This window comes from Streptomyces sp. 378 (assembly GCF_030124145.1).
In the GTDB taxonomy this organism is placed as follows: domain Bacteria; phylum Actinomycetota; class Actinomycetes; order Streptomycetales; family Streptomycetaceae; genus Streptomyces.
This window is the reverse complement of the sequence record NZ_JASKMS010000004.1, coordinates 32,442-56,915: the sequence shown is the minus strand read 5'-3', so window position 1 is coordinate 56,915 and position 24,474 is coordinate 32,442. Positions and strand designations below refer to the sequence as shown.

The 24,474-nt window shown below is 72.2% G+C and carries 22 protein-coding genes; 7 read left to right on the top strand and 15 right to left on the bottom strand.

Features of this window, described 5'->3' with window-relative positions:
- Positions 1 to 136: 136 nt before the first annotated feature.
- Positions 137 to 1,345 carry a nucleotide sugar dehydrogenase gene (locus tag QNO09_RS07340; protein WP_283969243.1) on the top strand — a complete coding sequence of 403 codons (1,209 nt, stop codon included), beginning with the start codon at positions 137 to 139 and terminating at the stop codon, positions 1,343 to 1,345.
- A gap of 646 nt (positions 1,346 to 1,991) precedes the next feature.
- On the opposite strand, the gene QNO09_RS07335 is transcribed toward QNO09_RS07340, so the two are convergent.
- The 4 genes from QNO09_RS07335 to QNO09_RS07320 all read right to left on the bottom strand — a co-directional run bounded on the left by QNO09_RS07335 (position 1,992) and on the right by QNO09_RS07320 (position 6,549).
- Positions 1,992 to 3,116 carry a GuaB3 family IMP dehydrogenase-related protein gene (locus QNO09_RS07335; RefSeq protein WP_283969242.1) on the bottom strand — a complete coding sequence of 375 codons (1,125 nt, stop codon included), beginning with the start codon at positions 3,114 to 3,116 and terminating at the stop codon, positions 1,992 to 1,994.
- 105 nt (positions 3,117 to 3,221) lie between these two features.
- Positions 3,222 to 4,727 carry an IMP dehydrogenase gene (gene guaB, locus QNO09_RS07330; RefSeq protein ID WP_283969241.1) on the bottom strand — a complete coding sequence of 502 codons (1,506 nt, stop codon included), beginning with the start codon at positions 4,725 to 4,727 and terminating at the stop codon, positions 3,222 to 3,224.
- A 153-nt stretch (positions 4,728 to 4,880) separates the two neighbouring features.
- A complete protein-coding gene (locus QNO09_RS07325) occupies positions 4,881 to 5,468 on the bottom strand; it encodes a sigma-70 family RNA polymerase sigma factor (RefSeq protein ID WP_033311556.1) in 588 nt (195 codons plus the stop codon).
- 469 nt (positions 5,469 to 5,937) lie between these two features.
- The gene (locus QNO09_RS07320) at positions 5,938 to 6,549 is read right to left on the bottom strand and encodes a response regulator transcription factor (RefSeq protein ID WP_003948568.1); all 612 of its coding nucleotides are present in this window, start codon (positions 6,547 to 6,549) and stop codon (positions 5,938 to 5,940) included.
- 380 nt (positions 6,550 to 6,929) lie between these two features.
- On the opposite strand from QNO09_RS07320, the gene QNO09_RS07315 reads away from it, so the two are divergent.
- Positions 6,930 to 7,259, top strand: coding sequence for a WhiB family transcriptional regulator (locus QNO09_RS07315; RefSeq protein WP_283969240.1), 330 nt, complete (start codon positions 6,930 to 6,932; stop codon positions 7,257 to 7,259).
- 65 nt (positions 7,260 to 7,324) lie between these two features.
- Here QNO09_RS07315 and QNO09_RS07310 read toward each other — a convergent pair whose 3' ends face one another.
- On the bottom strand, positions 7,325 to 8,221 hold the full coding sequence (locus tag QNO09_RS07310; RefSeq protein ID WP_283969239.1) for a LysR family transcriptional regulator: 897 nt from the start codon (positions 8,219 to 8,221) through the stop codon (positions 7,325 to 7,327).
- 81 nt (positions 8,222 to 8,302) lie between these two features.
- Here QNO09_RS07310 and QNO09_RS07305 point away from each other — a divergent pair, with 81 nt between their 5' ends.
- The 3 genes from QNO09_RS07305 to QNO09_RS07295 all read left to right on the top strand — a co-directional run bounded on the left by QNO09_RS07305 (position 8,303) and on the right by QNO09_RS07295 (position 10,680).
- On the top strand, positions 8,303 to 8,971 hold the full coding sequence (locus tag QNO09_RS07305; RefSeq protein WP_283969238.1) for an MOSC domain-containing protein: 669 nt from the start codon (positions 8,303 to 8,305) through the stop codon (positions 8,969 to 8,971).
- A gap of 94 nt (positions 8,972 to 9,065) precedes the next feature.
- Positions 9,066 to 9,839, top strand: a complete 774-nt coding sequence (locus QNO09_RS07300; protein WP_283969237.1) for an SDR family NAD(P)-dependent oxidoreductase — start codon at positions 9,066 to 9,068, stop codon at positions 9,837 to 9,839.
- A gap of 133 nt (positions 9,840 to 9,972) precedes the next feature.
- Positions 9,973 to 10,680: an ester cyclase gene (locus QNO09_RS07295; protein WP_283969236.1), complete on the top strand. Its 708-nt coding sequence runs from the start codon at positions 9,973 to 9,975 to the stop codon at positions 10,678 to 10,680.
- Between the two features lie 134 nt (positions 10,681 to 10,814).
- Here QNO09_RS07295 and QNO09_RS07290 read toward each other — a convergent pair whose 3' ends face one another.
- The 5 genes from QNO09_RS07290 to QNO09_RS07270 form a co-directional block, all read right to left on the bottom strand.
- Positions 10,815 to 11,867, bottom strand: a complete 1,053-nt coding sequence (locus QNO09_RS07290) for a hypothetical protein (protein WP_283969235.1) — start codon at positions 11,865 to 11,867, stop codon at positions 10,815 to 10,817.
- 174 nt (positions 11,868 to 12,041) lie between these two features.
- Complete coding sequence (gene groL / locus QNO09_RS07285; RefSeq protein ID WP_283969234.1) at positions 12,042 to 13,667, bottom strand: chaperonin GroEL; 1,626 nt, start codon at positions 13,665 to 13,667, stop codon at positions 12,042 to 12,044.
- A gap of 115 nt (positions 13,668 to 13,782) precedes the next feature.
- Positions 13,783 to 14,091: a co-chaperone GroES gene (gene groES, locus QNO09_RS07280; protein WP_003974211.1), complete on the bottom strand. Its 309-nt coding sequence runs from the start codon at positions 14,089 to 14,091 to the stop codon at positions 13,783 to 13,785.
- Between the two features lie 169 nt (positions 14,092 to 14,260).
- Entirely contained in the window at positions 14,261 to 15,004 is a 744-nt protein-coding gene (locus tag QNO09_RS07275; protein WP_283969233.1) for a polysaccharide deacetylase family protein, read from the bottom strand.
- Entirely contained in the window at positions 15,001 to 15,939 is a 939-nt protein-coding gene (locus QNO09_RS07270) for a polysaccharide deacetylase family protein (RefSeq protein WP_283969232.1), read from the bottom strand. The genes QNO09_RS07275 and QNO09_RS07270 overlap by 4 nt, the downstream gene beginning before the upstream one ends.
- 119 nt (positions 15,940 to 16,058) lie before the next feature.
- Here QNO09_RS07270 and QNO09_RS07265 point away from each other — a divergent pair, with 119 nt between their 5' ends.
- Entirely contained in the window at positions 16,059 to 17,222 is a 1,164-nt protein-coding gene (locus QNO09_RS07265; protein ID WP_283969231.1) for a THUMP-like domain-containing protein, read from the top strand.
- A gap of 3 nt (positions 17,223 to 17,225) precedes the next feature.
- Here the strand turns inward: QNO09_RS07265 and QNO09_RS07260 are convergent, their stop codons facing one another.
- From QNO09_RS07260 to QNO09_RS07240, 5 genes are all read right to left on the bottom strand, one after another.
- Positions 17,226 to 18,449, bottom strand: coding sequence for an RNA polymerase sigma factor (locus QNO09_RS07260; RefSeq protein WP_283969500.1), 1,224 nt, complete (start codon positions 18,447 to 18,449; stop codon positions 17,226 to 17,228).
- Positions 18,450 to 18,583: 134 nt separating this feature from the next.
- The gene (locus QNO09_RS07255; protein WP_283969230.1) at positions 18,584 to 18,940 is read right to left on the bottom strand and encodes a YciI family protein; all 357 of its coding nucleotides are present in this window, start codon (positions 18,938 to 18,940) and stop codon (positions 18,584 to 18,586) included.
- Positions 18,941 to 19,068: 128 nt separating this feature from the next.
- Positions 19,069 to 20,118, bottom strand: a complete 1,050-nt coding sequence (locus tag QNO09_RS07250; RefSeq protein WP_283969229.1) for an LCP family protein — start codon at positions 20,116 to 20,118, stop codon at positions 19,069 to 19,071.
- A 53-nt stretch (positions 20,119 to 20,171) separates the two neighbouring features.
- Positions 20,172 to 20,363 carry a cellulose binding domain-containing protein gene (locus tag QNO09_RS39870; protein ID WP_502962256.1) on the bottom strand — a complete coding sequence of 64 codons (192 nt, stop codon included), beginning with the start codon at positions 20,361 to 20,363 and terminating at the stop codon, positions 20,172 to 20,174.
- Between the two features lie 541 nt (positions 20,364 to 20,904).
- Positions 20,905 to 21,969: a LacI family DNA-binding transcriptional regulator gene (locus tag QNO09_RS07240; protein WP_283969228.1), complete on the bottom strand. Its 1,065-nt coding sequence runs from the start codon at positions 21,967 to 21,969 to the stop codon at positions 20,905 to 20,907.
- A 172-nt stretch (positions 21,970 to 22,141) separates the two neighbouring features.
- On the opposite strand from QNO09_RS07240, the gene QNO09_RS07235 reads away from it, so the two are divergent.
- Positions 22,142 to 24,460 (top strand): beta-xylosidase/alpha-l-arabinosidase, encoded by a 2,319-nt coding sequence (locus QNO09_RS07235; RefSeq protein WP_283969227.1) that lies wholly within the window; start codon positions 22,142 to 22,144, stop codon positions 24,458 to 24,460.
- Positions 24,461 to 24,474: the final 14 nt, after the last annotated feature.

Here is a 24,474-nt window from a genome sequence, read left to right as displayed (position 1 = left end):
GACACTCACCGAAACTCGGCCGGACAATCCCGCATATCGGTCATATTTACTCCTAGTCTGACATTGCGCTCGCCCGTCCTGTCCACAGGGCTTGCGTACCTGTCCCACTTCGGCTATCGGGAAGGACGGCCACGCCATGCCCGCAGATCTCGCCGTCATCGGACTCGGCCCGTACGGCCTGCCCCTGGCCCAGGCCGCCGTCGCCGCCGGCATCCCCACCATCGGCTACCGGACCGGACCCGAGGCGGGCTCGCTCAGCCCCGCCGAACTGCGCCGGATGCTCTCGGGGGGCTTCCGGCCGACCACCGACCCGGCCGAGCTCGGCCGGGTGCGCACCGCGGTCATCTGCGCGCCGACGCCACGCGGAGCGGACGGCGGGCTCGATCTCAGTCAGCTGGAGACGGCCGCCCGGACCCTGGCCGCCCGTCTGCGCCCGCACACCACGGTGATCCTGGAGTCACCCGTGCACCCGGGGGCGACCGAGGAATTCCTGCGTCCGCTCCTCGAAGAGGGCTCCGGTCTGCGCGCGGGCCGCGACTTCCACCTCGCGTACTCCCCCAGCCGGGTCGACCCCGGCAACCGCGACGTCACGCCCGCCACCACGCCCAAGGTCATCGGCGGCCTCACCCCCGCCTGCACCGAGTCGGCCGCCGCCTTCTACGGACGGCTGACCGACAAGGTGGTACGCGCGCGTGGCACCCGCGAGGCGGAGACCGTGCAACTGCTGGAGACCAACTACCGGCACGTGAACATCGCCCTCGTGAACGAGATGGCCGTCCTCTGCAACGACCTGGGCGTCGATCTGTGGGACGTCGTCCGCTGCGCGGAGACCAAGCCGTTCGGCTTCCAGGCCTTCCGCCCCGGCCCCGGCGTCGGCGGCCACTCCGTGCCCCAGGACGTGACCGCCGCCGGTGGCCGCGGCCTGCGCATGGTGGAACTGGCCCAGCAGGTCAACCGCCGTATGCCCGGCTACGTCGTCCAGCGCGCGGCCACGCTCCTCAACGAACACGGCAAGTCGGCCCGCGGCGCCCGGGTGCTCCTCCTCGGCGTCACCTACAAGCCCGACCTCGCCGACCTCCAGGGCACCCCCGCCCAGGAGATCGCCCTGCGCCTGCTGGAACTGGGTGCCTCGGTCAGCTACCACGACCCCCACGTCCCCGCCTGGAGCGTCCTCGACCGCCCCATCCCCCGCGCGGACTCCCTCTACGAGGCAGCCGCCGACGCCGACCTGACCATCCTGCTCCAGCAGCACCGCACGTACGACCTCCAGGGCCTGTCGGTGAAGGCCCAGCTCCTGCTGGACACACGGGGCGCGGCGCCCACAGGGGCGGCGCATCGGTTGTGAAGGGGGGCGCGCGGGGTGCGTGAGCCCTGGCACTGGTGGCATGCGGCACGCCGCGCGGGTACCTTACGGACACAGGTGGAGCCCACCGCAGCGGTCACTGCGGCAGGCTTCAGGATGGATCACGGAGTGTCCGCCCCTAATTCTCCTGGGGACGGCCGCTCACCATCGAAACAAGGTGGAGCCCAGCGCAGTGGCCATTGCGGCAGGCTCCTGGATGGATCACGGAGTGTCCGCCCCTAGGTTCCTTGGGGGCGGCCGCTCACCATCCGAAAATCCGCAAGATCCACCTCCTCCGGCACTGCACCATCCGAAGACGGAGTCGGTCCCAGCGGGTGGGCTTGCGGTGACGTCCCATGGGCGCCCCCTTCCACGACGCCGCCCAGTGGCCCGGTAGGCGGCACGTCGGAATTCGGGCCGGGCCCCGAGGGCCGGGGTCCGGACCGTGTCCTTGGAAGGGGGCACCCAGAAGAACCGGGGCGCCGATCACGGACACCAGCGCCTCGAAACCGCCCCCCGCGGGGCCGAACGGCCCGAAGGCAACCGTGCGCCCCCGACGGCAACACGCGCCCCGTCAGAGCCAGTTGGACATGCGAAAGGGCCCGGCCACCCCCCAGGGTGACCAGGCCCTTCTCGGCGTCGAGACCGGCTACCGCCGGTGCTGGGAGTCCGCCACCGTCACCTCGACGCGCTGGAACTCCTTGAGCTCGCTGTAGCCGGTCGTGGACATGGCGCGGCGCAGCGCGCCGAAGAGGTTCATCGAACCGTCCGGGGTGTGCGACGGGCCGGTGAGGATCTCCTCCAGGGTGCCGACCGTGCCGAGGGCGACCTTCTTGCCGCGCGGCAGCTCCTCGTTCACGGCCTCCATGCCCCAGTGGTTGCCCTTGCCCGGGCCGTCGGTCGCACGGGCCAGCGGGGAGCCCATCATGACCGCGTCGGCGCCGCAGGCGATCGCCTTGGGCAGGTCGCCGGACCAGCCGACACCGCCGTCGGCGATCACGTGCACGTACCGGCCGCCCGACTCGTCCATGTAGTCGCGGCGGGCGGCGGCCACGTCGGCGACCGCCGTCGCCATGGGGACCTGGATGCCGAGCACATTGCGCGTGGTGTGCGCCGCGCCGCCGCCGAAGCCGACCAGCACACCGGCCGCGCCGGTGCGCATCAGGTGCAGGGCCGCCGTGTACGTGGCGCAGCCGCCGACGATCACCGGGACGTCCAGCTCGTAGATGAACTGCTTCAGGTTCAGCGGCTCGTGCGCGCCGGAGACGTGCTCCGCGGAGACCGTCGTACCGCGGATGACGAAGATGTCCACGCCCGCGTCCACGACGGCCTTGGAGAACTGGGCGGTGCGCTGCGGGGAGAGCGCGGCGGCGGTGACGACGCCGGAGTCGCGCACCTCCTTGATGCGCTGCCCGATCAGCTCCTCCTTGATGGGGGCCGCGTAGATCTCCTGCAGACGGCGGGTCGCGGTCTCCGAATCCAGCTCGGCGATCTCGTCGAGCAGCGGCTGCGGGTCCTCGTAGCGCGTCCACAGGCCTTCGAGGTTCAGCACGCCGAGGCCGCCGAGCTCGCCGATGCGGATCGCGGTGGCCGGGGAGACGACCGAGTCCATGGGGGCGGCCAGGAAGGGGAGCTCGAAGCGGTAGGCGTCGATCTGCCAGGCGATCGAGACCTCCTTCGGGTCCCGCGTACGGCGGCTGGGGACGACGGCGATGTCGTCGAAGGCGTACGCCCGGCGGCCGCGCTTGCCGCGCCCGATCTCGATCTCAGTCACGTCTGTGGCCTTTCCCTGATGCGTTGCAGCGTCTTCCAGTATCGCCGACGGGCACGGCGAGGGCGGCCCCGGATGCTCCGGAGCCGCCCTCGGAAGGCCGGGCCGCTACTTGTTGCGGCTGTAGTTCGGTGCCTCGACCGTCATCTGGATGTCGTGCGGGTGGCTCTCCTTGAGACCCGCGGAGGTGATCCTGACGAAGCGGCCCTTGGTCTCCATCTCCTCGATGGAGGCGGCGCCCACGTAGCCCATGGTCTGGCGCAGGCCGCCGACGAGCTGGTGCAGGACGTTGGCCAGGGGACCGCGGTAGGGCACCTGGCCCTCGATGCCCTCGGGCACCAGCTTGTCGTCGGAGCCGACCTCGGCCTGGAAGTAGCGGTCCTTGGAGTACGACCTGGCCTGGCCGCGGGACTGCATCGCCCCGAGCGAGCCCATGCCGCGGTATGACTTGAACTGCTTGCCGTTGATGAACTGCAGCTCGCCCGGGGACTCCTCACAGCCGGCGAGGAGGCTGCCCAGCATCACGGTGTCGGCGCCGGCGGCCAGGGCCTTGCCGATGTCGCCGGAGTACTGCAGACCGCCGTCGCCGATCAGCGGGATGCCCGCCGGACGGGCGGCGAGGGACGCCTCGTAGATGGCGGTGACCTGCGGGACGCCGATGCCGGCGACCACGCGGGTGGTGCAGATCGAGCCGGGGCCCACGCCGACCTTGATGCCGTCGACGCCGGCGTCGATCAGCGCCTGGGCGCCGTCACGCGTGGCGACGTTGCCGCCGATCACGTCGACGCCCACGCTCGACTTGATCTTCGCCATCCAGCTGAGCGCGTTGCTGTTGTGGCCGTGCGAGGTGTCGACGACCAGGAAGTCCACGCCCGCGCCGGCGAGCGCCTGGGCGCGCTCCAGGGCCTCAGGACTGGCACCTACGGCCGCGCCGACGAGCAGCCGGCCCTCGGCGTCCTTCGCCGCGTTGGGGTACTGCTCGGCCTTGACGAAGTCCTTGACCGTGATCAGGCCCTTGAGGACACCCGCGTCGTCGACCAGCGGCAGCTTCTCGATCTTGTGGCGGCGCAGCAGCTCCATGGCGTCGGCACCGGAGATGCCGACCTTGCCGGTGACCAGCGGCATCGGCGTCATGACCTCGCGCACCTGACGCGTGCGGTCGGTCTCGAAGGCCATGTCGCGGTTGGTGACGATGCCGAGCAGCTTCTTGTTGCCGTCGGTCACGGGGACGCCGCTGATGCGGAACTTGGCGCACAGGGCGTCGGCCTCGCCCAGCGTGGCGTCCGGGTGCACCGTGATCGGGTCGGTGACCATGCCGGACTCGGAGCGCTTGACGAGGTCGACCTGGTTGACCTGGTCCTCGATGGAGAGGTTGCGGTGCAGCACGCCGACGCCGCCCTGGCGGGCCATCGCGATCGCCATGCGGGACTCGGTCACCTTGTCCATCGCCGCGGAGAGCAGCGGGATGTTCACCCGGACGTTGCGGGAGATACGGGACGAGGTGTCGACCGCGTTGGGGAGCACCTCGGATGCACCCGGCAGCAGCAGCACGTCGTCGTAGGTCAGCCCGAGTGTCGCGAATTTACCGGGCACTCCGTCGACGTTGGCAGTCATGACACCTTCCCCAAATGGCCTTGATCGGTGCGGATGTCCATGCTAACGGCCAGCGCGGCTGTCTCATTCCACGGTTCCGCCCGGCTGCGGGCTTCGTATATTCGTACGGAAGCGGCGCACCGCCTGTTCAACAGAGGGGTGGTTGAAGCAGGGCTACTGCTCGGCCAGTGCCCGCAGCCGGCTCAGCGCCCTGTGCTGGGCCACCCGGACCGCGCCGGGTGACATTCCCAACATCTGGCCGGTCTCCTCGGCCGTCAGCCCTACCGCGATCCGCAGCAGCAGCAGCTCCCGCTGGTTCTCGGGCAGGTTGGCCAGGAGTTTCTTGGCCCATTCCGCGTCACTGCTGAGCAGGGCGCGCTCCTCCGGGCCGAGGGAGTCGTCGGGGCGCTCGGGCATCTCGTCCGAGGGGACGGCCGTCGAGCCCGGGTGACGCATCGCCGCGCGCTGGAGGTCGGCGACCTTGTGGGCGGCGATGGCGAAGACGAACGCCTCGAAGGGGCGCCCGGTGTCCCGGTAGCGGGGCAGTGCGAGGAGCACGGCCACGCAGACCTCCTGGGCGAGGTCCTCCACGAAGTGCCGGGCGTCGCCCGGGAGACGGGACAGACGGGTGCGGCAGTAGCGCAGGGCCAGCGGGTGGACATGGGCGAGCAGGTCGTGCGTCGCCTGCTCGTCCCCGTCGACGGCGCGGTGGACGAGCGCACCGATCGCGCCCTGGGCATGGGCCGCCTCGTCGTCGCGCATCGGTCCATGGTGCCTTGCGGCCGCCCGGTCCGTGGCACCGCGCCCGTTGTTGTGCACCGAAGCGTTATGAGCAGGTGCGCCGGCACTCATCCCCTGCGCCCTCCCCTTCCGCTCGACCGACTCGTCCCCGAGGAACTCCACACCCTCAAGGATGCGGCATCCGCGGCGAAACGAGCATCGGGCCTCCGGCGGACCCCCGGTCCACCCGCGCCCACCTGGCGTTCTGTGCCCTCACCCCGACCGCTGGGGCCTGCCGTTCGGATCATCCCGGGGACGTGGGCCCTCGCCTGCGCCCTCCCGCGCTCTCGACCTCGCTCGGGCAGGGTCGGAACCCTGCCGACGCTGCCGTCGGCCGCCGGCTCCGGTCCGTGCGTGTGCGGCTCACGCGGGGGCATCCGTGGGCCCCCGCCCCCCGGTCCCGGCCGGAGGCCGCGCGGCGTCGAAGCCGGTCCGATCCAAAGGACAGGCCCTAGCGCACCAGACCCCACCGGAAGCCGAGCGCCACCGCGTGGGCCCGGTCCGAGGCGCCGAGCTTCTTGAACAGGCGTCGGGCGTGGGTCTTGACGGTGTCCTCGGAGAGGAACAGCTCGCGGCCGATCTCCGCGTTGGAGCGGCCGTGGCTCATGCCTTCGAGGACCTGGATCTCACGCGCCGTGAGCGTGGGGGCGGCGCCCATCTCGGCCGAGCGCAGCCGGCGCGGGGCGAGCCGCCAGGTCGGGTCGGCCAGGGCCTGGGTCACCGTCGCGCGCAGTTCCGCGCGGGAGGCGTCCTTGTGCAGATAGCCGCGGGCACCGGCGGCGACCGCGAGGGCCACACCGTCCAGGTCCTCGGCGACGGTGAGCATGATGATGCGCGCACCGGGGTCGGCGGACAGCAGCCGACGGACCGTCTCGACGCCGCCCAGTCCGGGCATGCGCACGTCCATCAGAATCAGGTCCGAGCGGTCGGCCCCCCAGCGGCGGAGGACTTCCTCGCCGTTGGCCGCCGTCGTCACGCGCTCGACGCCGGGCACGGTCGCGACCGCACGACGGAGCGCCTCTCGGGCAAGCGGGGAGTCGTCGCAGACGAGGACGGATGTCATGACCGCCCTCCGCAGCTGATGCACGTCACCTTGAGCCTCCAGGCTGGTACGAAATCGTCACCTGTGCGGTCGACCGTCTCGGACGCCCGCCCGAGCGCTTGTTCCTTCAACCGCCTCGCACTCTCAACGACGGTCACTCGAAAGAGTTACGGGGGTGGCTGCCATCTTCGGCACTCTACGTGAGGGGCCGGACACGGTGCCGATATGCGCGACGGACCCTCGAACTTTCCTCACAACCCATGCCCCATTTAGACCTATTTCTTCCGCTTTGCCAGTGTCTGGAGCTAGATTCGCAATGAGTCATATTTTCATCTCCTTAGATCGTAGTTGTACGGTCGTAGACACCGGATCCGCCCAGAACGGCTACAAGGGGTCACGTAATGGCAGATTTCTCCCGCCTTCCCGGACCGAACGCGGACCTGTGGGACTGGCAGCTGCTGGCTGCCTGTCGCGGGGTGGACAGCTCGCTCTTCTTCCATCCGGAGGGCGAGCGCGGTGCGGCGAGGAGCGCTCGTGAGAACTCGGCCAAAGAGGTCTGCATGAGGTGCCCGGTACGTGCCGAGTGCGCCGCCCACGCCCTGGCGGTGCGCGAGCCGTACGGCGTGTGGGGCGGGCTGACCGAGGACGAGCGCGAAGAGCTCATGGGGCGGGCGCGCAACCGGCTGGTGTCGGCGTCGGCATCGGGCGGGCATTCCGCCTCGAACGACTGAAGGAACGTTTCTGCGAACAGGCACGCGCACACGTGCCGTTGGTTTTTGACGCCCGTGGGCGGGCGTCAGCGACGGGCGGCCCGGGCCAGCTGGTCGAGTGTCGCGGCCACCGCCGGGACCTGCGCGAGGTCGGGCAGCGTGAGCGCGACGATCTCCCGCCGCACCGCCGGTTCGAGCCGCACGGTGCGCACCCCCCGGGGCCGTACCGACTCGACGGCCAGCTGGGGCAGCACGGCCACGCCCAGGCCGGCGCCGACGAGGCCGACGACGGCCGGGTAGTCGTCGGTCGCGAAGTCGATGCGCGGGGTGAAGCCGGCCGCCGCGCACACCTCGATCAGTTGTCCGCGGCAGCGGGGGCAGCCCGCGATCCACGGCTCCCCGGTGAGCTCGCCGATGGCGACGGACTCCGCGCCGGCCAGCCGGTGCCGCTCCGGCACCAGCGCGACGAGCCGGTCCGACAGCAGCGGCCGTACGACGAGGTCGTCCCACTCCTCCGCGCCCGCCGCCCCCTGGTAGCGGAAGGCGAGTGCCACGTCACAGTCGCCCTCGCGCAGCAGGCTGACGGAGGCGGGCGGTTCGGCCTCCTCCAGGGAGACGCGGGTGCCGGGGTGCGCCTCGCGCAGCGCGGCGAGGGCCGTGGGGACCAGGGTGGAGCTGCCGCTGGGGAAGGAGACGAGCCGGACCCGGCCCGCTCGCAGCCCGGCGATGGCGGCCACCTCCTCCTCCGCGGCCGTGAGCCCGGCGAGGATCCCGGAGGCGTGCCGCACCAGGGCCTCGCCGGCCTGGGTCAAGCGCATCTCCCGACCGGTACGGATCAGCAGCGGCGTGCCGACGGAGGTCTCCAGGGCCTTCATCTGCTGGCTGACGGCGGGCTGGGTACAGCCCAGCTCGCGGCCCGCGGCGGAGAAGGAGCCGGTGGTCGCGACGGCGCGCAGGACACGGAGATGACGAGCTTCGATCACCCTTCGAGGATAAGCGACCCTTTGGTTGCGATGCGAATAATGCGTCGACGCTTTGGGGCACGGTCGCCTACCGTGCGGTGCATGAGGCTTCTGTCTGTGAATCTGGGCCGTGCCGAGGCCGCTCCCTACGCGGACGCCCCGGGGGGCGTGACCGGGATCGACAAGCGGCCGGTGGACGGGCCGGTGCGGGTGTCGGCGCCCGGCCCCAAGGGCATCGGCGGCAGCGGGCTGGCCGGCGACGCGGTGTGCAAGCTGGAGCACCACGGCGGCGACGACCAGGCGGTGTACGCCATGGCCCGCGAGGACCTGGACGCATGGGAGCGCGAGCTGGGCCGGACGCTGGCCGACGGCGCGTTCGGCGAGAACCTCACCACCCAGGGCCTGGACGTGTCCGGGGCCCTGATCGGGGAGCGCTGGCGCGTGGGGCCCGACGTGGTGCTGGAGATCACCTCCGGGCGGATTCCGTGCCGCACGTTCCAGGGCCATATGGGCGAGAAGGGCTGGGTGAAGCGGTTCACGCGGCGGGGGGCTCCGGGAGCGTATCTGCGGGTGATCGTGCCCGGGGAGATCCGGGCGGGCGATGCCGTCGAGATCGTGCACCGGCCCGACCACGAGGTGACCGTGGCCCTGCAGTTCCGGGCGGTGACGACCGAGCGGACGCTGCTGCCGCGCCTGTCGGCGGCGGGTGAGGCGCTGCACCCCGAGCTGCTGAGGATCGTGCGGGAGTACGAGGAGAAGTACGGGGCCTGACAACCGCTCACCACGCCCGTCTCCACCGACCCTTCACCACGGACGGTCCTACTTGGAAGCGGATGCACACGATCCAGGTCACTAACCTTCTGGCATGACAACGGCTCTGATTACGGGATCGACGGCAGGCATCGGGGCCGCGTTCGCGCGGCGACTGGCGGCGGACGGGCACAACCTGGTGCTGGTGGCCCGCGACACCAAGCGGCTCCGGGAACAGGCGACCGAGCTGCACGACCGGCACGGCATCGAGGCGGAGGTACTGACGGCCGACCTGGCCGAGGACGAGGGCATCGAGGCGGTGGCCGCACGCCTGGGCGACCGCAAGAGCCCCGTCGACCTGCTGGTCAACAACGCCGGGTTCGGCAACAAGGGCCGCTATCTCGACGTCTCGATGGCCGACGAGCTGCGGATGCTGAAGGTGCACTGCGAGGCGGTGCTGCGGCTGACGTCGGCGGCGACCGAGGCCATGCGCGAGCGCGGCCGCGGCGGCGTCGTCAACGTCGCGTCGGTGGCCGCGTTCGTCCCCCGGGGCACCTACGGCGCGTCCAAGGCCTGGGTCGTGCAGTTCACCCAGGGCGCCGCGCGCGACCTGGCGGGCAGCGGCGTACGGCTGATGGCGCTGTGCCCGGGGTTCGTGCGCACCGAGTTCCACGACCGGGCCGGGATGGGCACGGACAACATCCCGGGCTGGATGTGGCTCGACGCGGACAAGCTGGTGGCGGCTGCGCTGCAGGATCTGGCGCGCGGCAAGACGCTGTCCGTTCCGGACCCGCGCTACAAGGCGCTGATGGGGGCGGTGAAGCTGGTGCCGCGGGGAATGCTCGGGGCGGTGTCGTCCAGGACGGGCCGGAAGTACGGGCCGCAGTAGGGGCGTGCGGCCGGTCGGCCGCGTGCGGCCCCGGCCGGCTCCTCTTCCCCCTCTGTGCCGGGAGGCATCCGCTCCTTCCCCTTGGGACAATGAGGTTGTTCCAGCCGGACCCAGGGGGGCCGGAGGCGAGGCCATGACCTTCGTACAGCTCATTGAATGCAGGACCAGTCAGCTCGACGAGATGAACCGGCTGATGGACCGGTGGGTCGAGCAGACCAAGGGGAAGCGGACGGCGTCGCACAGTGTGGTGGCGAAGGACCGGGCCGACGCCTCGCACATCGTGGAGATCGTGGAGTTCCCGTCCTACGAGGAGGCGATGCGCAACTCCGGGCTGCCGGAGACCGACCGGATCTTCCAGGACATGGTGGCGCTCTGCGAGGAGACGCCGACCTTCACGGACCTGGACGTGGTGCGGGACGAGCAGCTGTACGCGGCCACCGCGCGCAGGTTCTTCGAGCTCGCGCCGGGCCAGGGGGACGCGCCGCCGTTCAACGACGTGTTCGTCGAGGACTACCACGACCACGATCCCGCCAATGTGCAGGACACCATCGGGCTGGACGCGGTGCGGCGCGAGGTGGAGGTGTGGCGGGGCGGGTTCGACTTCTCGTTCACCATCGAGGACCAGATGGCGCAGGGCGACCGGGTGTGCACCCGGTGGACCTTCCGGGGCCGTCACACGGGTGACTTCCTCGGGATCCCGCCGACCGGGCAGGACGTCACCATGACCGGCACGACCATCCACCGCTGCACAGCCGACGGGAAGATCGCCGAGGGCTGGTGGCAGTACGACCGGCTGGGTCTGATGCAGCAGCTCGGGGCGCTGGAGCCTACGGAGCTCTGACGCCGTGAGCCTCGTCCTTGGGGCGTGAGTGAGGGGCGGTGGGAGCGCAGACGGCTTCCACCGCCCCTCGTTCGTCTCAGACGCCTGCGGCACCCCGGCCCGGAGGCGGGCGGAGTGTGGCCGCCGGACCGACCCTAGTCGCCTCCGCCGCCGCCTCCCCCGTCCCCACCGCCGCCGTCACCGCCGCCTCCGCCCCCGTCGCCGCCGTCCCCGCCGTCACTGCCCCAGCCGTCGCCGCCGCCGGGTTCGTTGTCGTCACGGTCCCTGCCGAGGTTGCTGAACCAGGGACGCTCCCAGATGTCGTCGCCGGTGTCCCGGCGGGAGTTCACGGCGCGGAACCTGGCCAGGCCCGTGGTGTCGCCGAGGCCGAAGGACACCGCGACCGTGTGGGCCACCACGGCGTCCAGGGGGTCGGGGCTCTCGTGGCGCACGTCGGCCAGCGGCAGCAGCACCGAGCCGGGCGGGGGGCCGGGCCACCGTGCGGGGCGGGTCAGCAGGGCGACGTGCCGGTCGTCGCGCAGCAGCCACGAGCTCTCGTCGTTCTCGCGGCGCAGTGTCCACCGCCGGTCGGGCAGGCGGATCTCGACGCTGCTCTTGGACTTGCGCATCCTCTTGCGGAGTTCGAGCCGTGCGGTGATGTCCCCCACGGTCATGACCAGGCCGCCCGCCCGGTCGGCGGTGTCGGGGCGGTAGCCGTACGGTGCCCTGAGCCGGACGGCGGGAGCGTGCGGGCCCCAGACGTCCACGCGGACCAGGCGCCGGTCCACGGCGACGGCGACCGGCCCGGCGGGACCCGGCGCGTACCGCCGTGCGATCCACAGGGGCACGCCCTCCGCCTGGGCCCGCGCGGCGAGTGCGGCCACCTGGTCCGCCCCGCCGCACCTGCGCACGGCCAGTTCGCCGAGCGCGTGGGCGAAGTCGGCGGTCCGGCGCACCTTCAGGGGCGTGGTGGTGCCGGTGACGCGGGTGACCGGGACGACGCCCGGGCCCTGCGCCAGCGACTCCAGGGGGCGTTCGGTACCGCCGCCGCCGAGCCAGCGTCCCCGCAGATACGCCTCGGCCATGGCGGCGAGGTTCAGCTCGTCCAGCGGTGTGGTCCGGCCTCCTCTGCGCAGCCGGTCCTCGGTGAGTTCCGCGGTGCGCGCCAGTGGGTTTCTGGACCGTTCCTCGTAGAGCGCCCGGCTCATCGCCACCCCCTTCTGCTCCGGTGTGTAGGAGGTCGCTGACCGGTGCGCCGGTTCCCTGACCGGCGGACGGCACGGCGAAGGCCCGGCGGCCCCGTCAGGGGTGCCGGGCCTTCGTTCGGGCTCGGGCGGGCTGACGTCGTCAGCCCTCAGCCATCATGCCTCAGCCGTCATGCCTCAGTGGGAGTGGCCGTGGCTGTGGCCCGCGGCGGCCGACTCCTCCTCTTCCTTCTTCTCGACGACCAGGGTCTCGGTCGTGAGGAGGAGGGAGGCGATGGAGGCGGCGTTCTCCAGGGCGGAGCGGGTGACCTTGACCGGGTCGATGACGCCGGCCTTGACCAGGTCGCCGTACTCGCCGGTGGCGGCGTTGAAGCCCTGGCCCTTGTCGAGCTCGGCGACCTTGGAGGTGATGACGTAGCCCTCCAGGCCGGCGTTCTCGGCGATCCAGCGCAGCGGCTCGACGGCGGCCTTGCGGACGACCGCGACACCCGTGGCCTCGTCGCCGGTCTTGCCGAGGTTGCCCTCGAGGACCTTGACGGCGTGGACCAGCGCGGAGCCACCACCGGAGACGATGCCCTCCTCGACCGCGGCGCGGGTCGCGGAGATGGCGTCCTCCAGACGGTGCTTGCGCTCCTTGAGCTCGACCTCGGTGGCGGCACCCACGCGGATGACGCACACTCCGCCGGCCAGCTTCGCGAGGCGCTCCTGGAGCTTCTCGCGGTCCCAGTCGGAGTCGGTGGACTCGATCTCGGCCTTGATCTGGGCGACGCGGCCCTGCACGTCGGCCTTGTTGCCGGCGCCGTCGACGACCGTGGTGTCGTCCTTGGTGACGGTGACGCGGCGGGCGGAGCCGAGCACGTCCAGGCCGACCTGGTCGAGCTTGAGGCCGACCTCCTCGGAGACGACCGTGGCGCCGGTGAGGACGGCCAGGTCCTGCAGCATCGCCTTGCGGCGGTCGCCGAAGCCGGGGGCCTTCACGGCGACGGCGTTGAAGGTGCCGCGGATCTTGTTCACGACGAGGGTCGACAGGGCCTCGCCCTCGACGTCCTCGGCGATGATCAGCAGCGGCTTGGAGGCGTTGGACTGGATGACCTTCTCCAGCAGCGGCAGGAGGTCCGCGATGGCGGAGATCTTGCCCTGCGTGATGAGGATGTACGGGTCGTCCAGGACGGCTTCCATGCGCTCCTGGTCCGTCACGAAGTACGGCGACAGGTAGCCCTTGTCGAAGGCCATGCCCTCGGTGAAGTCCAGCTCCAGACCGAAGGTGTTGGACTCCTCGACGGTGATGACACCGTCCTTGCCGACCTTGTCCATCGCCTCGGCGATGAGCTCGCCGACCTGGCTGTCCTGGGCGGACAGGGCGGCGACGGCGGCGATGTCGGACTTCTCGTCGATCGGGCGGGCCGACGCGAGCAGTTCCTCGGAAACAGCGGCGACGGCGGCGTCGATGCCCTTCTTCAGGGCGGCCGGGGAGGCACCGGCGGCGACGTTCTTCAGGCCCTCGCGTACGAGCGCCTGGGCGAGCACGGTCGCGGTGGTCGTACCGTCACCCGCGATGTCGTTGGTCTTGGTCGCCACCTCCTTGACCAGCTGGGCACCGAGGTTCTCGTACGGGTCCTCGATCTCGACCTCGCGGGCGATCGTGACACCGTCGTTGGTGATGGTGGGAGCGCCGAACTTCTTGTCGATGACGACGTTGCGGCCCTTGGGGCCGATCGTCACCTTGACCGTGTCGGCAAGCTTGTTGACGCCGCGCTCGAGGGCGCGACGGGCGTCCTCGTCGAACTTCAGGATCTTCGCCATGGGAGCGTGAGCCCTCTTCCGGAATCTGGGGTAACGGCACTGCGCCCCGGGCGCCCGGCTTGTTGTCGCTCGCGGGGGCCAGGGGCGCAGTTCAAAGCAATGTGCTTGGGGTGAATTACTTCTCGACGATCGCGAGCACGTCGCGGGCCGAGAGGACGAGGTACTCCTCGCCGTTGTACTTCACCTCGGTGCCGCCGTACTTGCTGTAGAGCACGACGTCACCGACGGAGACGTCGAGCGGAAGACGGTTGCCGTCCTCGAAGCGGCCCGGGCCCACGGCCAGGACGACGCCCTCCTGGGGCTTCTCCTTAGCGGTGTCCGGGATGACCAGGCCAGAGGCGGTGGTCTGCTCGGCGTCGAGCGGCTGGACCACAATGCGGTCCTCGAGCGGCTTGATGGCAACCTTGGAGCTGGTGGTCGTCACGATCCGACCTCCCCCTTCGGAGATCTCACGGGGTTAACTGTCTGAGGTGGCGACCAGGTGGATCCGTCGTCGCGGGTGCCGGACCTGCCCGTCGCTGTGTTGGCACTCTCCTGTGTCGAGTGCCAGAGCTGAGACTATGACCGCGATTAGCACTCGGTCAAGCGGACTGCTAATTCGCTGCGGCGCGTCGGCCAGGTGTTCCCTCCAGGTAGTCCTCCAGCCGCCCCACCCGAAGCCCCCTCCGCTCGATCTCCCGCAACAGCCGCTCGGTCCGTTCCGTCAGGGTCAGGGAGGCCGTCTCGACCGACGGCACCGAGACGATGTCGCCGGGCCGCAGCCCGGAGCGGCCGCGGGTGTACGTCAGCTCGCCCTCGGCGTTCGCGGACGCCCGCCACAGGACGACCGCCGTGATGCCGCAGTCGGCCGCGGCGCGCAGGGTCGTCGTGTCGTAGGTGCCGTAGGGCGGGCGGAACAGGCGGGGGCTGATGCCGAAGCGGGAGCGCAGTTTGTGCTGCTGGCCGCAGATCTCGGCGCGCTGGCCGGCGTAGGGCAGGCCGCGCAGGGCGGGGTGGTCGAGCGTGTGGTTCTGGATGGACGCGCCGACCGCGCGCAGCCGGGCGAAGTGGCCGTAGCCGGGCCCCACGACGCTGTCCGTGAGGAACATGCTGACCGGGAGCCGCCGTTCGCGCACGAGGCCGACGAAGCGGGGGTCGCGTTCGGCGCCGTCGTCGTAGGTGAGGAAGACGACCGGGTCGCGGGTGGCGACGTGGTCCACGACGGGCGGCAGTCGGCGGGTGCCGCTCACCGCACCCGGGTCCCGGGCCCGCCCGTCGGCGGTGCCCGGCCGCTGCCCCGCCCCGGCGCAGCCGGCCAGCACGACGGCGCACAGCAGCGCGGCGGCCGGCCGCCTCACAGGTAGTCCTCCAGCCGCCCGACCGCATAGCCCTGGGTCGTGACCTTGTCGAGGAAACGGCGGACCATGTCGGTCATCGTGCCCTTCCACTGGTCGCGGCCCCGGAAATGAGTGAGGACGATGTCGCCCGGGCGCAGCTTCCGGTCCGCCTCGCGGTACTCCCAGTGGTCGGCGAAGACCTCCTCGTTCCACAGGGGCGCGTAGGCGATGCCGCAGGTCTTGGCGGCGCGCAGGGTCGTCCGGTCGTAGCTGCCGAAGGGCGGGCGGAAGAGGGCGGGCCGTTTGCCGAACCGCCGCTCCAGGTAGCGCTGCATGCCGCAGATCTCGCGCTTCTGCGCGCGGTACGACATGCCCCGCAGGTCGGGGTGGTGCAGCGTGTGGTTGTTCAGGACCACGCCCCGCGACTGCATCCTCCGGAAGTAGCGGGGGTCGTCCTTGATGAGGTAGCCGCTGAGGAAGGCCGTGTACGGGACGTCCAGGTCGCTCATCATCCGCAGGAACGCCGGGTCCTTCTCGGCACCGTCGTCGATGGTGAGGAAGACGACCTTGTCCCGGGTGGGGATCGTGGTGAAGACGGGCGGGAGGTCCAGCTCCCGGTGGCCGTCCACCTCGAAGCCCTTGCGGGTCCTGATCCCGGGCTTCGTCGCGGGAGGCGGCGGGGCGGCCAGGGGGACCTTGCGCAGGTTCCAGCGGTGTGCGGCGGCGACCCGGGCGGCGTGCGCGGCGCGCAGCCTGGTGGCGTAGGAGTCGAGCGCGCGGGCCGGGGGCGCGTCGAGGGGCTGCTGCCCGCCGGCCGGGGTGACCCGGTCGCTGCCGCCGCCCTGCGCGCAGCCGGAGGCGATGGCGGCGAGGACGAGCACGGCCAGGACGATCCGTGCGCCGGCGGACGCCCGCCCCGATGCCCGGCTTTTGTCATTTTGTACGACTGCTCGCATGGTGCCGGATCCTCGCAGCCCTCTCCGGCCGATCCCGCCCCGACACCGCGGCCGGTGGCCCACCATCCACCGACTGGCCCACACGCCCCGCGGCCGCCGCCGTGGCCGACAATGATCCGGTGAACGACCTCGCTCCCCTCCTCAGCCCCGAAGGCCGCGCCCTCCTCGACGAGGTGCGGGACACCGACCCGGCGCGGGAGCTGGCCGTCGCGACCCGGCTGCGCCGCGAGCATCCCGCCGAGCTGGTGTCGGCGGCGCTGGGCCAGGCGCGGCTGCGGCAGCGGGCGGCGGTGAAGTTCGGGGCGGAGGACGCGGGCCGGATGTTCTTCACCCCGAACGGGGTCGAGCAGTCGACCCGGGCGAGCGTGGCGGCCTACCGGGCCCGGCGCATGGCCGAGCTGGGCGTCACCTCGGTCGCCGACCTGTGCTGCGGCATCGGCGGCGACGCGATCGCGCTGGCCCGCGCCGGGATCCGGGTGCTGGCGGTGGACCGGGACCCGCAGACGGCCGCTGCGGCCCGGGCCAACGCCGACGCGCTGGGCCTGGCCGGTCTCATCGAGGTGCGCGAGGCGGACGTCACGGACGTGGACACGGCCGGTTTCGACGCCGTGTTCGTCGACCCCGCCCGGCGCGGCGGAAGGGGCCGGATCTTCGACCCCGAGGCCTACTCACCGCCCCTGTCCTGGGCGGTCTCCGCCGCCCGCCGGGCCCCCCGGGCCGCCGCGCTGAAGATCGCCCCCGGCATCCCGCACGAGGCGATTCCGGAGGACGCGGAGGCCGAGTGGATCTCCGACGGCGGGGACGTCAAGGAGGCGGTGCTGTGGTTCGGCACCGAGCCGGCGGCGGTCCGGGCCACCCTCCTGCCGGGCCCCCGCACCCTGCTCTCCCGCGGCCTGCCCGACCCGGAGGTCCGCCCGCCCGGCCGCTACCTGTACGAGCCCGACGGCGCCGTCATCCGCGCCCACCTGGTCGCCGAGGTGGCCGAACAGGTGGGCGGAGGGCTGCTCGACGCGACCATCGCGTACGTCACGGCCGACGCCCTGCATCCCACCCCGTACGCCACGGCCTACGAGATCACCGACCATCTGCCCTTCAACCTCAAGAAGCTGAAGGCGCTGCTGCGGGAGCGGCGGGTGGGCACGCTGACCGTCAAGAAGCGGGGCTCGGCGGTGGAGCCGGAGGAGCTCCGCAGGAAGGTCAAGCCGCAGGGCCCGCACGCGGCCACGGTGTTCCTGACCCGGGTCGCGGGGGCACCGGCGATGCTCATCGGGCACCCCGCCTGACCGTCACGGCTGTTCGGCGGCCCGGCGCAGCAGCAGCTCCCGCTCCCGCGCGTTCCGGGCGAGGGACGCCGCCCGTTCGAACTCGGCCCGGGCTTCCCGCGGACGGCCCAGGCGGGCGAGGAGATCGCCTCGGACACTGGGCAGCAGGTGGTAGTCCCGCAGGGCGGGTTCACCGGCCAGGGCGTCGACGAGGGTGAGGGCCGGCGCCGGGCCCTCGGACATCGAGACGGCCACCGCGCGGTTCAGCTCCACGACCGGGGACGGGGAGCGGGCGGCCAGGAGGCCGTAGAGGGTGGCGATGCGGGACCAGTCGGTCTCCTCGTAGCTGTACGCGTGCGCGTGGCAGGCGGCGATGGCCGCCTGGAGGGTGTACGGGCCGGGGGCGCCGGAGGAGGTGGCCTCGGCCCGGCCCAGTGCGTCGGTGCCCCGGGCGATGAGCAAGCGGTTCCAGCGGGAGCGGTTCTGGTCCTTCAGGAGGACCGGGTCGCCCGAGGGGCCGGTGCGGGCCGCCGTACGGGAGGCCTGGAGCTCCAGAAGCGCGGTGAGGCCGTGCACCTCGGGTTCCTTCGGCATGAGCGCCGAGAGCACCCGGGCCAGGCGCAGGGCGTCCTCGCACAGGGACGGGCGGAGCCAGTCGTCGCCGGCCGTCGCGGCGTACCCCTCGTTGAAGATCAGGTAGATGACGTCGAGGACCGAGCCGAGGCGGGCCTCGCGGTCGGGGCCGTGGGGTACCTCGAAGGCGACGTTTCTGGTCGCGAGGGTGCGTTTGGCGCGGACGACGCGCTGGGCGATCGTCGGCTCGGGCACCAGGAAGGCACGGGCGATCTCGGCGGTGGTCAGGCCGCCGAGCAGGCGCAGAGTGAGGGCGGTGCGAGCCTCGGTGGACAGCACCGGGTGGCAGGCGGTGAAGACCAGGCGGAGCAGGTCGTCGTCGATGCCGTCCGGGTCGGCGGGTTCCTCCGGGGCAGTCGCGGCCGGCAGGTCCCGGCCGATCTCCGCCAGCTTGCGGGCGTAGTTCTCGCGGCGCCGGACCAGGTCGACGGCGCGGTGGCGGGCGGTGGTCATGAGCCAGGCGCCCGGGTTGTCGGGCACTCCGTCCCGCGGCCACTGCTCCAGGGCCGCGACCAGCGCGTCCTGGGCGAGTTCCTCGGCGATGCCGACGTCCCGGACGACCCGGGTGACACCGGCGATGATCCGGGGCGACTCCATGCGGAAGACGGTCTCGATGGCTTCGGCGGTCGGGTCGGGCCGGGGGGCCGGGGTGGGCTGCGGGGCCGGGGTGGGCTGCGGGGCCGGGGTGGGCTGCGGGGTCACAGCCCACCATCAGACACCCGTGGTGCCGCCCGGCCAAGCCGGACCGGTCAGTCCTTGGCGATCTGCCGGACCTCGGCGGTGATCGTCCAGTAGTCCTCGTGCGTGGACAGGAACCGCTTGGTCCACTCGATCGCCTCGGCCTTGTCCTTGCACTGGCTGATCGAGTAGCCGCCGATGACCTCCTTGGACTCGGTGAACGGCCCGTCGGTGACGGACAGCTTCCCGCCCTCCCAGGTCACCCGGCTGCCGTCCGAGGTGGGCGTGAGCCCAGCCGTGTCGAGCATGACCCCGGCCTTGGTGATCTCCTCCAGCAGCTTGCCCATCCGCTCCATGAGTTCAGGGCTCGGACCCTCGGCGGGGACGTTCTTCTCGTCGACGCGGATCAGGGTGAGAAAGCGCGGCATGGTGACTCCTCGGCTTGCGCGGAGCGGGGCTTCTCCCCGCTCTCACCCCTGCGTCGATCGGGAGAGCGCCGGATCGACATGCCCGCCGGATTTCTTCGAAGATTTTTTCCGGGTCGCGTCGGCGCAGGTCACCGCAGTGATTCCCACAGCTCGCCCGCCTCGGGTTCCTCGGCCACCACCCGGTTGGGGTCCGACGGCGCCCGCACCACGGGCATCATCACCGTTCGCACCCCGCTCGCCGAGAGGCCCCGCAGGCTCCGGCCGAGCCGGGTCAGTTCGGCGAGGGAGTCCAGGCCCGTGTCGGTGGTGAGGCCGGCGGTCACCGCGTCCGCGACGCGGTACAGCTTGGCCGGGTCGGTCAGCAGGTCCTCGGAGGCGGTCTGCTCCAGCAGCGCCTTCACCAGCTTCTGCTGGAGGCCTATGCGGCCGAGGTCGCTGCCGTCGCCTATGCCGTGCCGGGTGCGGGCCAGGGCGAGGGCCCGGGTGCCGTCCAGGTGGTGGGTGCCCGCCTTCAGCCGCAGGTGGCTGTCCTCGTCGGCGATGTCCTCGTCCGTGGTGACGGTGACGCCGCCGAGCGCGTCCACGAGCTCGGTGAATCCGGAGAAGTCGATCTCCAGGTAGTGGTCCATGCGGATGCCGGTGAGCGATTCGACCGTCTTCACCGCGCAGACCGGGCCGCCCACCTCGTACGCGCTGTTGAACATGGAGCGGTGGGCGATCGCCGTGGAGCCGCCGGACGGGCGTGGGCAGGACGGGCGCGTGACCAGGGTGTCGCGCGGGATGCTCACCACCGTCGCGCTCGTCCGCCCGGCGTCGAGATGGACGACCATCGCCGTATCGGAGCGGGCGCCGGAGCTGTCGCCGCCGCCGAGCCTGCGGTTCTCCTCGCCACTGCGCGAGTCCGAGCCGAGCACCAGGATGTTGAGAGGTTCGCTCGGCAGAGCCGGGGCCGAGGGCGACGGTGTGGTCAGCGGCTTCGGTGGCCGGTCGTCGCCCAGCGCGTTGTCGATGTCGACGCCGGTGATGTTGTCGCTGAGGTGCCAGTAGGCCCAGACCGCCGCTCCCGCGCCCAGCACCAGTGCGCCTGCCAGGGTGAGGCCGACGATCTTCAGCGCTCTCGACCGCCGGCCCGTTGCCGTGCCCTCGTCCCCGTGGTGTCCCGTCACAAGCAGGAACATAAGTCCGAATTATGACGGGCAGGGACTTCAGGGCGCCCTTTCTTCGGAAATTCTCAGATTTCAGGGCCCGGACTCACCCTCAGTGTCACCACCGGCACCGGATTGCTCCCGCTCCACCAGCCGTTGAGGCCGAACGTCACCGAACCGCCGTCCGGTACCGGTCCGTTGCCGGGGGCGTTCGCGCAACCGGCCGTCGTGCCGGTCCGTGCGCGGTTCGCGTTCCGGGACCGGGTGATCCGCGGCACGGCACCCGACCTACGGTTCGCCCTCCACGACGACGGCGCGGGCGCCCGAGCGGGCGATCCGCACCCGGCCCGCGCGGCCGTCGCTCCACTGGCCGGTGACGCCGTCCACCGCCGTACGGGCGCCCGTCGGTGGCGGGGTCGCCGCGCCCCGTCCCGCACCTCCCCGGCGAGGCGTCACCGACTCCGAGCGGGGGCGCGTGGGCGGCGCGCGTCGCGGCGGTCGCGAGCGGCGGGGAGCCGGCCGGGACCCTGCCGGACGGGCGGGGTCGGCTGAGGGTCTTGAGCGACGCCGGGTGGTACGGGGCGAGGTCCTCGAAGCGGCCGTCGAGGACCTTGCGGACCCACTCGGGGTCCTGGAGCAAGGCGGCCGACGGCGACCAGGTCGAACTCGCCGGCGGCGGCGGCCACTCCGGCGGGCAGGGGATGCCGGTGAGCCCGATCTCCGGGAAGCTCACCGCGAGGACCTACGAAAGTTTCGGTGAGGTAACCGATAGGCTTCGGTGCGGTGTGGGAGCGCGCGTCAGACCCGTCGACGCAGCGCCTACGCCTCCGCGGGCGGCCCCGCCGTGCTGCTGCGCACCACCAGGCTCGTCGCCAGCTCGACCCGGGTCGCCGGGGTCCCCTCGTCCCGCCCGAGGTCGAGGACCAGCTTGGCCGCGGCCTCGGCCATCTCCGTCAGCGGCTGCCGCACGGTCGTCAGCGGCGGCCCGACCCAGGGCGCCACCGGCAGATCGTCGAACCCGACCACGCTCACGTCCTCGGGGATGCGCAGGCCCAGCTCGCGCGCGGCCTCGTACAGCCCGAGCGCCTGCAGGTCGTTCCCGGCGAAGACGGCGGTCGGCCGGTCCGGGCGGCGCAGCAGCTCCAGGCCCCGCCGGTAGCCGGTCTCGTGGTGGAAGTCGCCGGTCGCGATCAGCTCGGGATCCACCGGCAGCCCGGCCGTCTCCAGCGCGGCCCGGTAGCCGTCGATCCTGGCCCGGCTGCACATCATCTGCGAGGGCCCGCTGATCGCGCCGATCCTTCGGTGCCCCAGCTCGACCAGATGCCGGGTGGCCGCGAGACCGCCCTGCCAGTTGGTCGCGCCGATCGACGGCACGTCGGCGCCGGGGTCGCCGGCCGGGTCCATCACCACGAACGGGATGGAGCGGCTGGTCAGCAGGGCCCGCTGCGACTCGTCGAGGCCGGACAGGACCAGGATCACTCCGTGCGGCCGGCGTGCGGCGACCTGGTCGGCCCAGGTCCGGCCGGGGGTGAGCCGCCCCGCGCTCTCGGACAGCACGACACTGAGCCCGGCGTCCCGCGCCACGTTCTCCACGCCCCGGATGACCTCCATCGCCCAGGCGCTCTCCAGCTCGTGGAAGACCAGGTCGATCAGGGGAGAGCGGGTCGCCTCGGCGCGGCGGCGCCGGTAGCCGTGGGCGCGCAGCAGGTCCTCGACGCGGGACCGGGTGGCCGGGGCGACGTCGGCCCGGCCGTTGAGGACCTTCGAAACAGTCGGCGCCGACACGCCCGCCTCACGGGCGATCTCGGCGAGCGTCGCGGTCTGCGCGGTGCGCCCCTGCGTCCGGATCTGCGTCCGGCTTTCAACGGGCTCCGGGGATGTCATGGCGGCGATCGTAACCCTGCGGACCCCCTTGACGAAGTCCCCAGGGCGCCATAGGTTCCCGGAACATTCGGCATACACATCGAAACATTCGTAGAAGCGGGCGCGGGAAACGATCGTCAGGAGCCTCCACGCGCTCGTGAGAGGGCCGTCCCGTCCACCCGACAGGAGCTTCATGACCACCGCCCCCTGGCGTGATCCCGCGCTGCCCGCCGCCGCCCGCGTCGACGACCTGCTCGCGCGGATGACCCTGGAGGAGAAGACCGCCCAGTTGTACGGCGTGTGGGTGGGCGCCGCGACGGACGGCGGCGGGGTCGCTCCGCACCAGCACGACATGACCGTCGAACGCTCCGACGAGGAATGGGACGAGCTGATCACCCACGGTCTGGGCCAGCTCACCCGCTCCTTCGGCACCGCGCCCGTGGACCCGGCGCTGGGCGCGCAGGCACTGGCCCGCGCCCAGCGCCGTATCACCGCGGCCGGCCGATTCGGCATCCCGGCGATCGCGCACGAGGAGTGCCTGGCCGGCTTCACCGCCTGGCAGGCCACGGCCTACCCGGTCCCGCTCGCCTGGGGAGCGACCTGGGATCCGCCGCTGGTCGAGGAGATGGCCCGGCGCATCGGCGCCGACCTGCGCTCGGCCGGTGTCCACCAGGGCCTCGCACCCGTACTGGACGTCGTCCGCGATCCGCGCTGGGGCCGGGTGGAGGAGACGATCGGCGAGGACCCCTACCTGGTCGGCACGGTCGGCACCGCGTATGTGCGGGGCCTGGAGTCGGCCGGAGTCATCGCCACGCTCAAGCACTTCGCCGGGTACGCCTCCTCGGCCGGTGCCCGCAACCTCGCTCCGGTCCGGGCCGGCGTCCGCGAGTTCGCCGACGTCACCCTCCCGCCCTTCGAGATGGCCCTGCGCGAGGGCGGCGCCCGCTCGGTGATGGCCGCCTACACCGAGACGGACGGCGTCCCGGCCTCCGCGGACCCCGGACTGCTGACCCGTCTCCTGCGCGAGGAGTGGGGCTTCACCGGCACGGTCGTGGCCGACTACTTCGGCATCGGCTTCCTGCAGACCCTCCACCGGGTCGCGGGCACCCCCGCCGAGGCGGCCCACGCGGCCCTCACCGCCGGCATCGACGTCGAACTCCCCACCGTCAGCTGCTACGGCCCGCCGCTGCTGGAGGCGGTCCGCGCGGGCGGGGTCCCCGAGGAACTCGTCGACCGGGCGGCCCGCCACGTCCTGCTCCAGAAGTGCGAACTGGGCCTGCTGGACGAGGGCTGGACCCCCGAGCCGGCCACCGAGATCAACCTCGACTCCACCGGCAACCGCATCCTGGCCCGCCGCCTGGCCGAGGAGTCGGTGGTCCTGCTCGACAACCCCGACGGCCTGCTGCCGCTGGCCCCCGACACCCGGATCGCGGTCGTCGGGCCCCGGGCGGCCGACGCCCTGGCCATGCTGGGCTGCTACTCCTTCCCGTCCCATGTCCTCACCCACCACCCCGAGGTGCCGGCCGGCATCGAGATCCCGACGGTCCTGGACGCCCTGCGCGGCGAACTGCCCGACGCCAAGGTGACGTTCGCGCAGGGCTGTGACGTGACGGACCCGGACACCGCGGGCTTCGACGAGGCGATCGCCCGCACCGCCGAGGCGGATGTGTGCGTGGCGGTCCTCGGCGACCGGGCGGGCCTGTTCGGCCGCGGCACCTCGGGCGAGGGCTGCGACGCGACGGACCTCGGTCTGCCGGGCGCCCAGGGCGACCTGCTGGACGCGCTGGTCGCCACGGGCGTCCCCGTGGTGCTGGTGCTGCTGACCGGCCGCCCCTACGCCCTGGGCCGCTGGCACCACCGCCTCGGCGCGGTCGTCCAGGCGTTCTTCCCCGGCGAGGAGGGCGGCCCGGCCGTCGCGGGTGTCCTGTCGGGCCGCGTCAACCCCTCGGGCCGCCTTCCCGTGAGCGTCCCCCAGGTCCCGGGCGGCCAGCCCTGGACCTACCTCCAGCCGCCCCTGGGCCTCGCGGGCGAGGTCAGCAACCTCGACCCGACCCCCCTGTACGCCTTCGGGCACGGCCGTTCGTACACGGCGTTCACCTGGGAGGACTGCTCCGCGACCGAACCGGCCGAACTCGGCACGGACGGCTCCCACGACGTCTCGGTGACCGTCCGGAACACGGGCGGACGCGAGGGTGCGGAGGTCGTGCAGCTGTACCTGCACGACCCGGTGGCCTCGGTGACCCGCCCCGACGTCCGGCTGATCGGCTACCAGCGGGTGGAGCTGGCCCCGGGCGAGGCCGCCCGGGTCACGTTCCGTTTCCACACGGACTTTTCGGCGTTCACCGACCGTTCGGGCCGAAGGGTGGTCGAACCGGGCGCCCTGGAACTACGGTTGGCGGCGTCCAGCGCGGACGTACGCCACACGGCGCACCTCACGCTCACGGGTCCGGTCCGCGAGGCGGGAGCCGACCGGCGGCTGCGGTGCGAGACGGAGGTGTCGGGGGTGGGCTGACCCTCCGTGCGGGG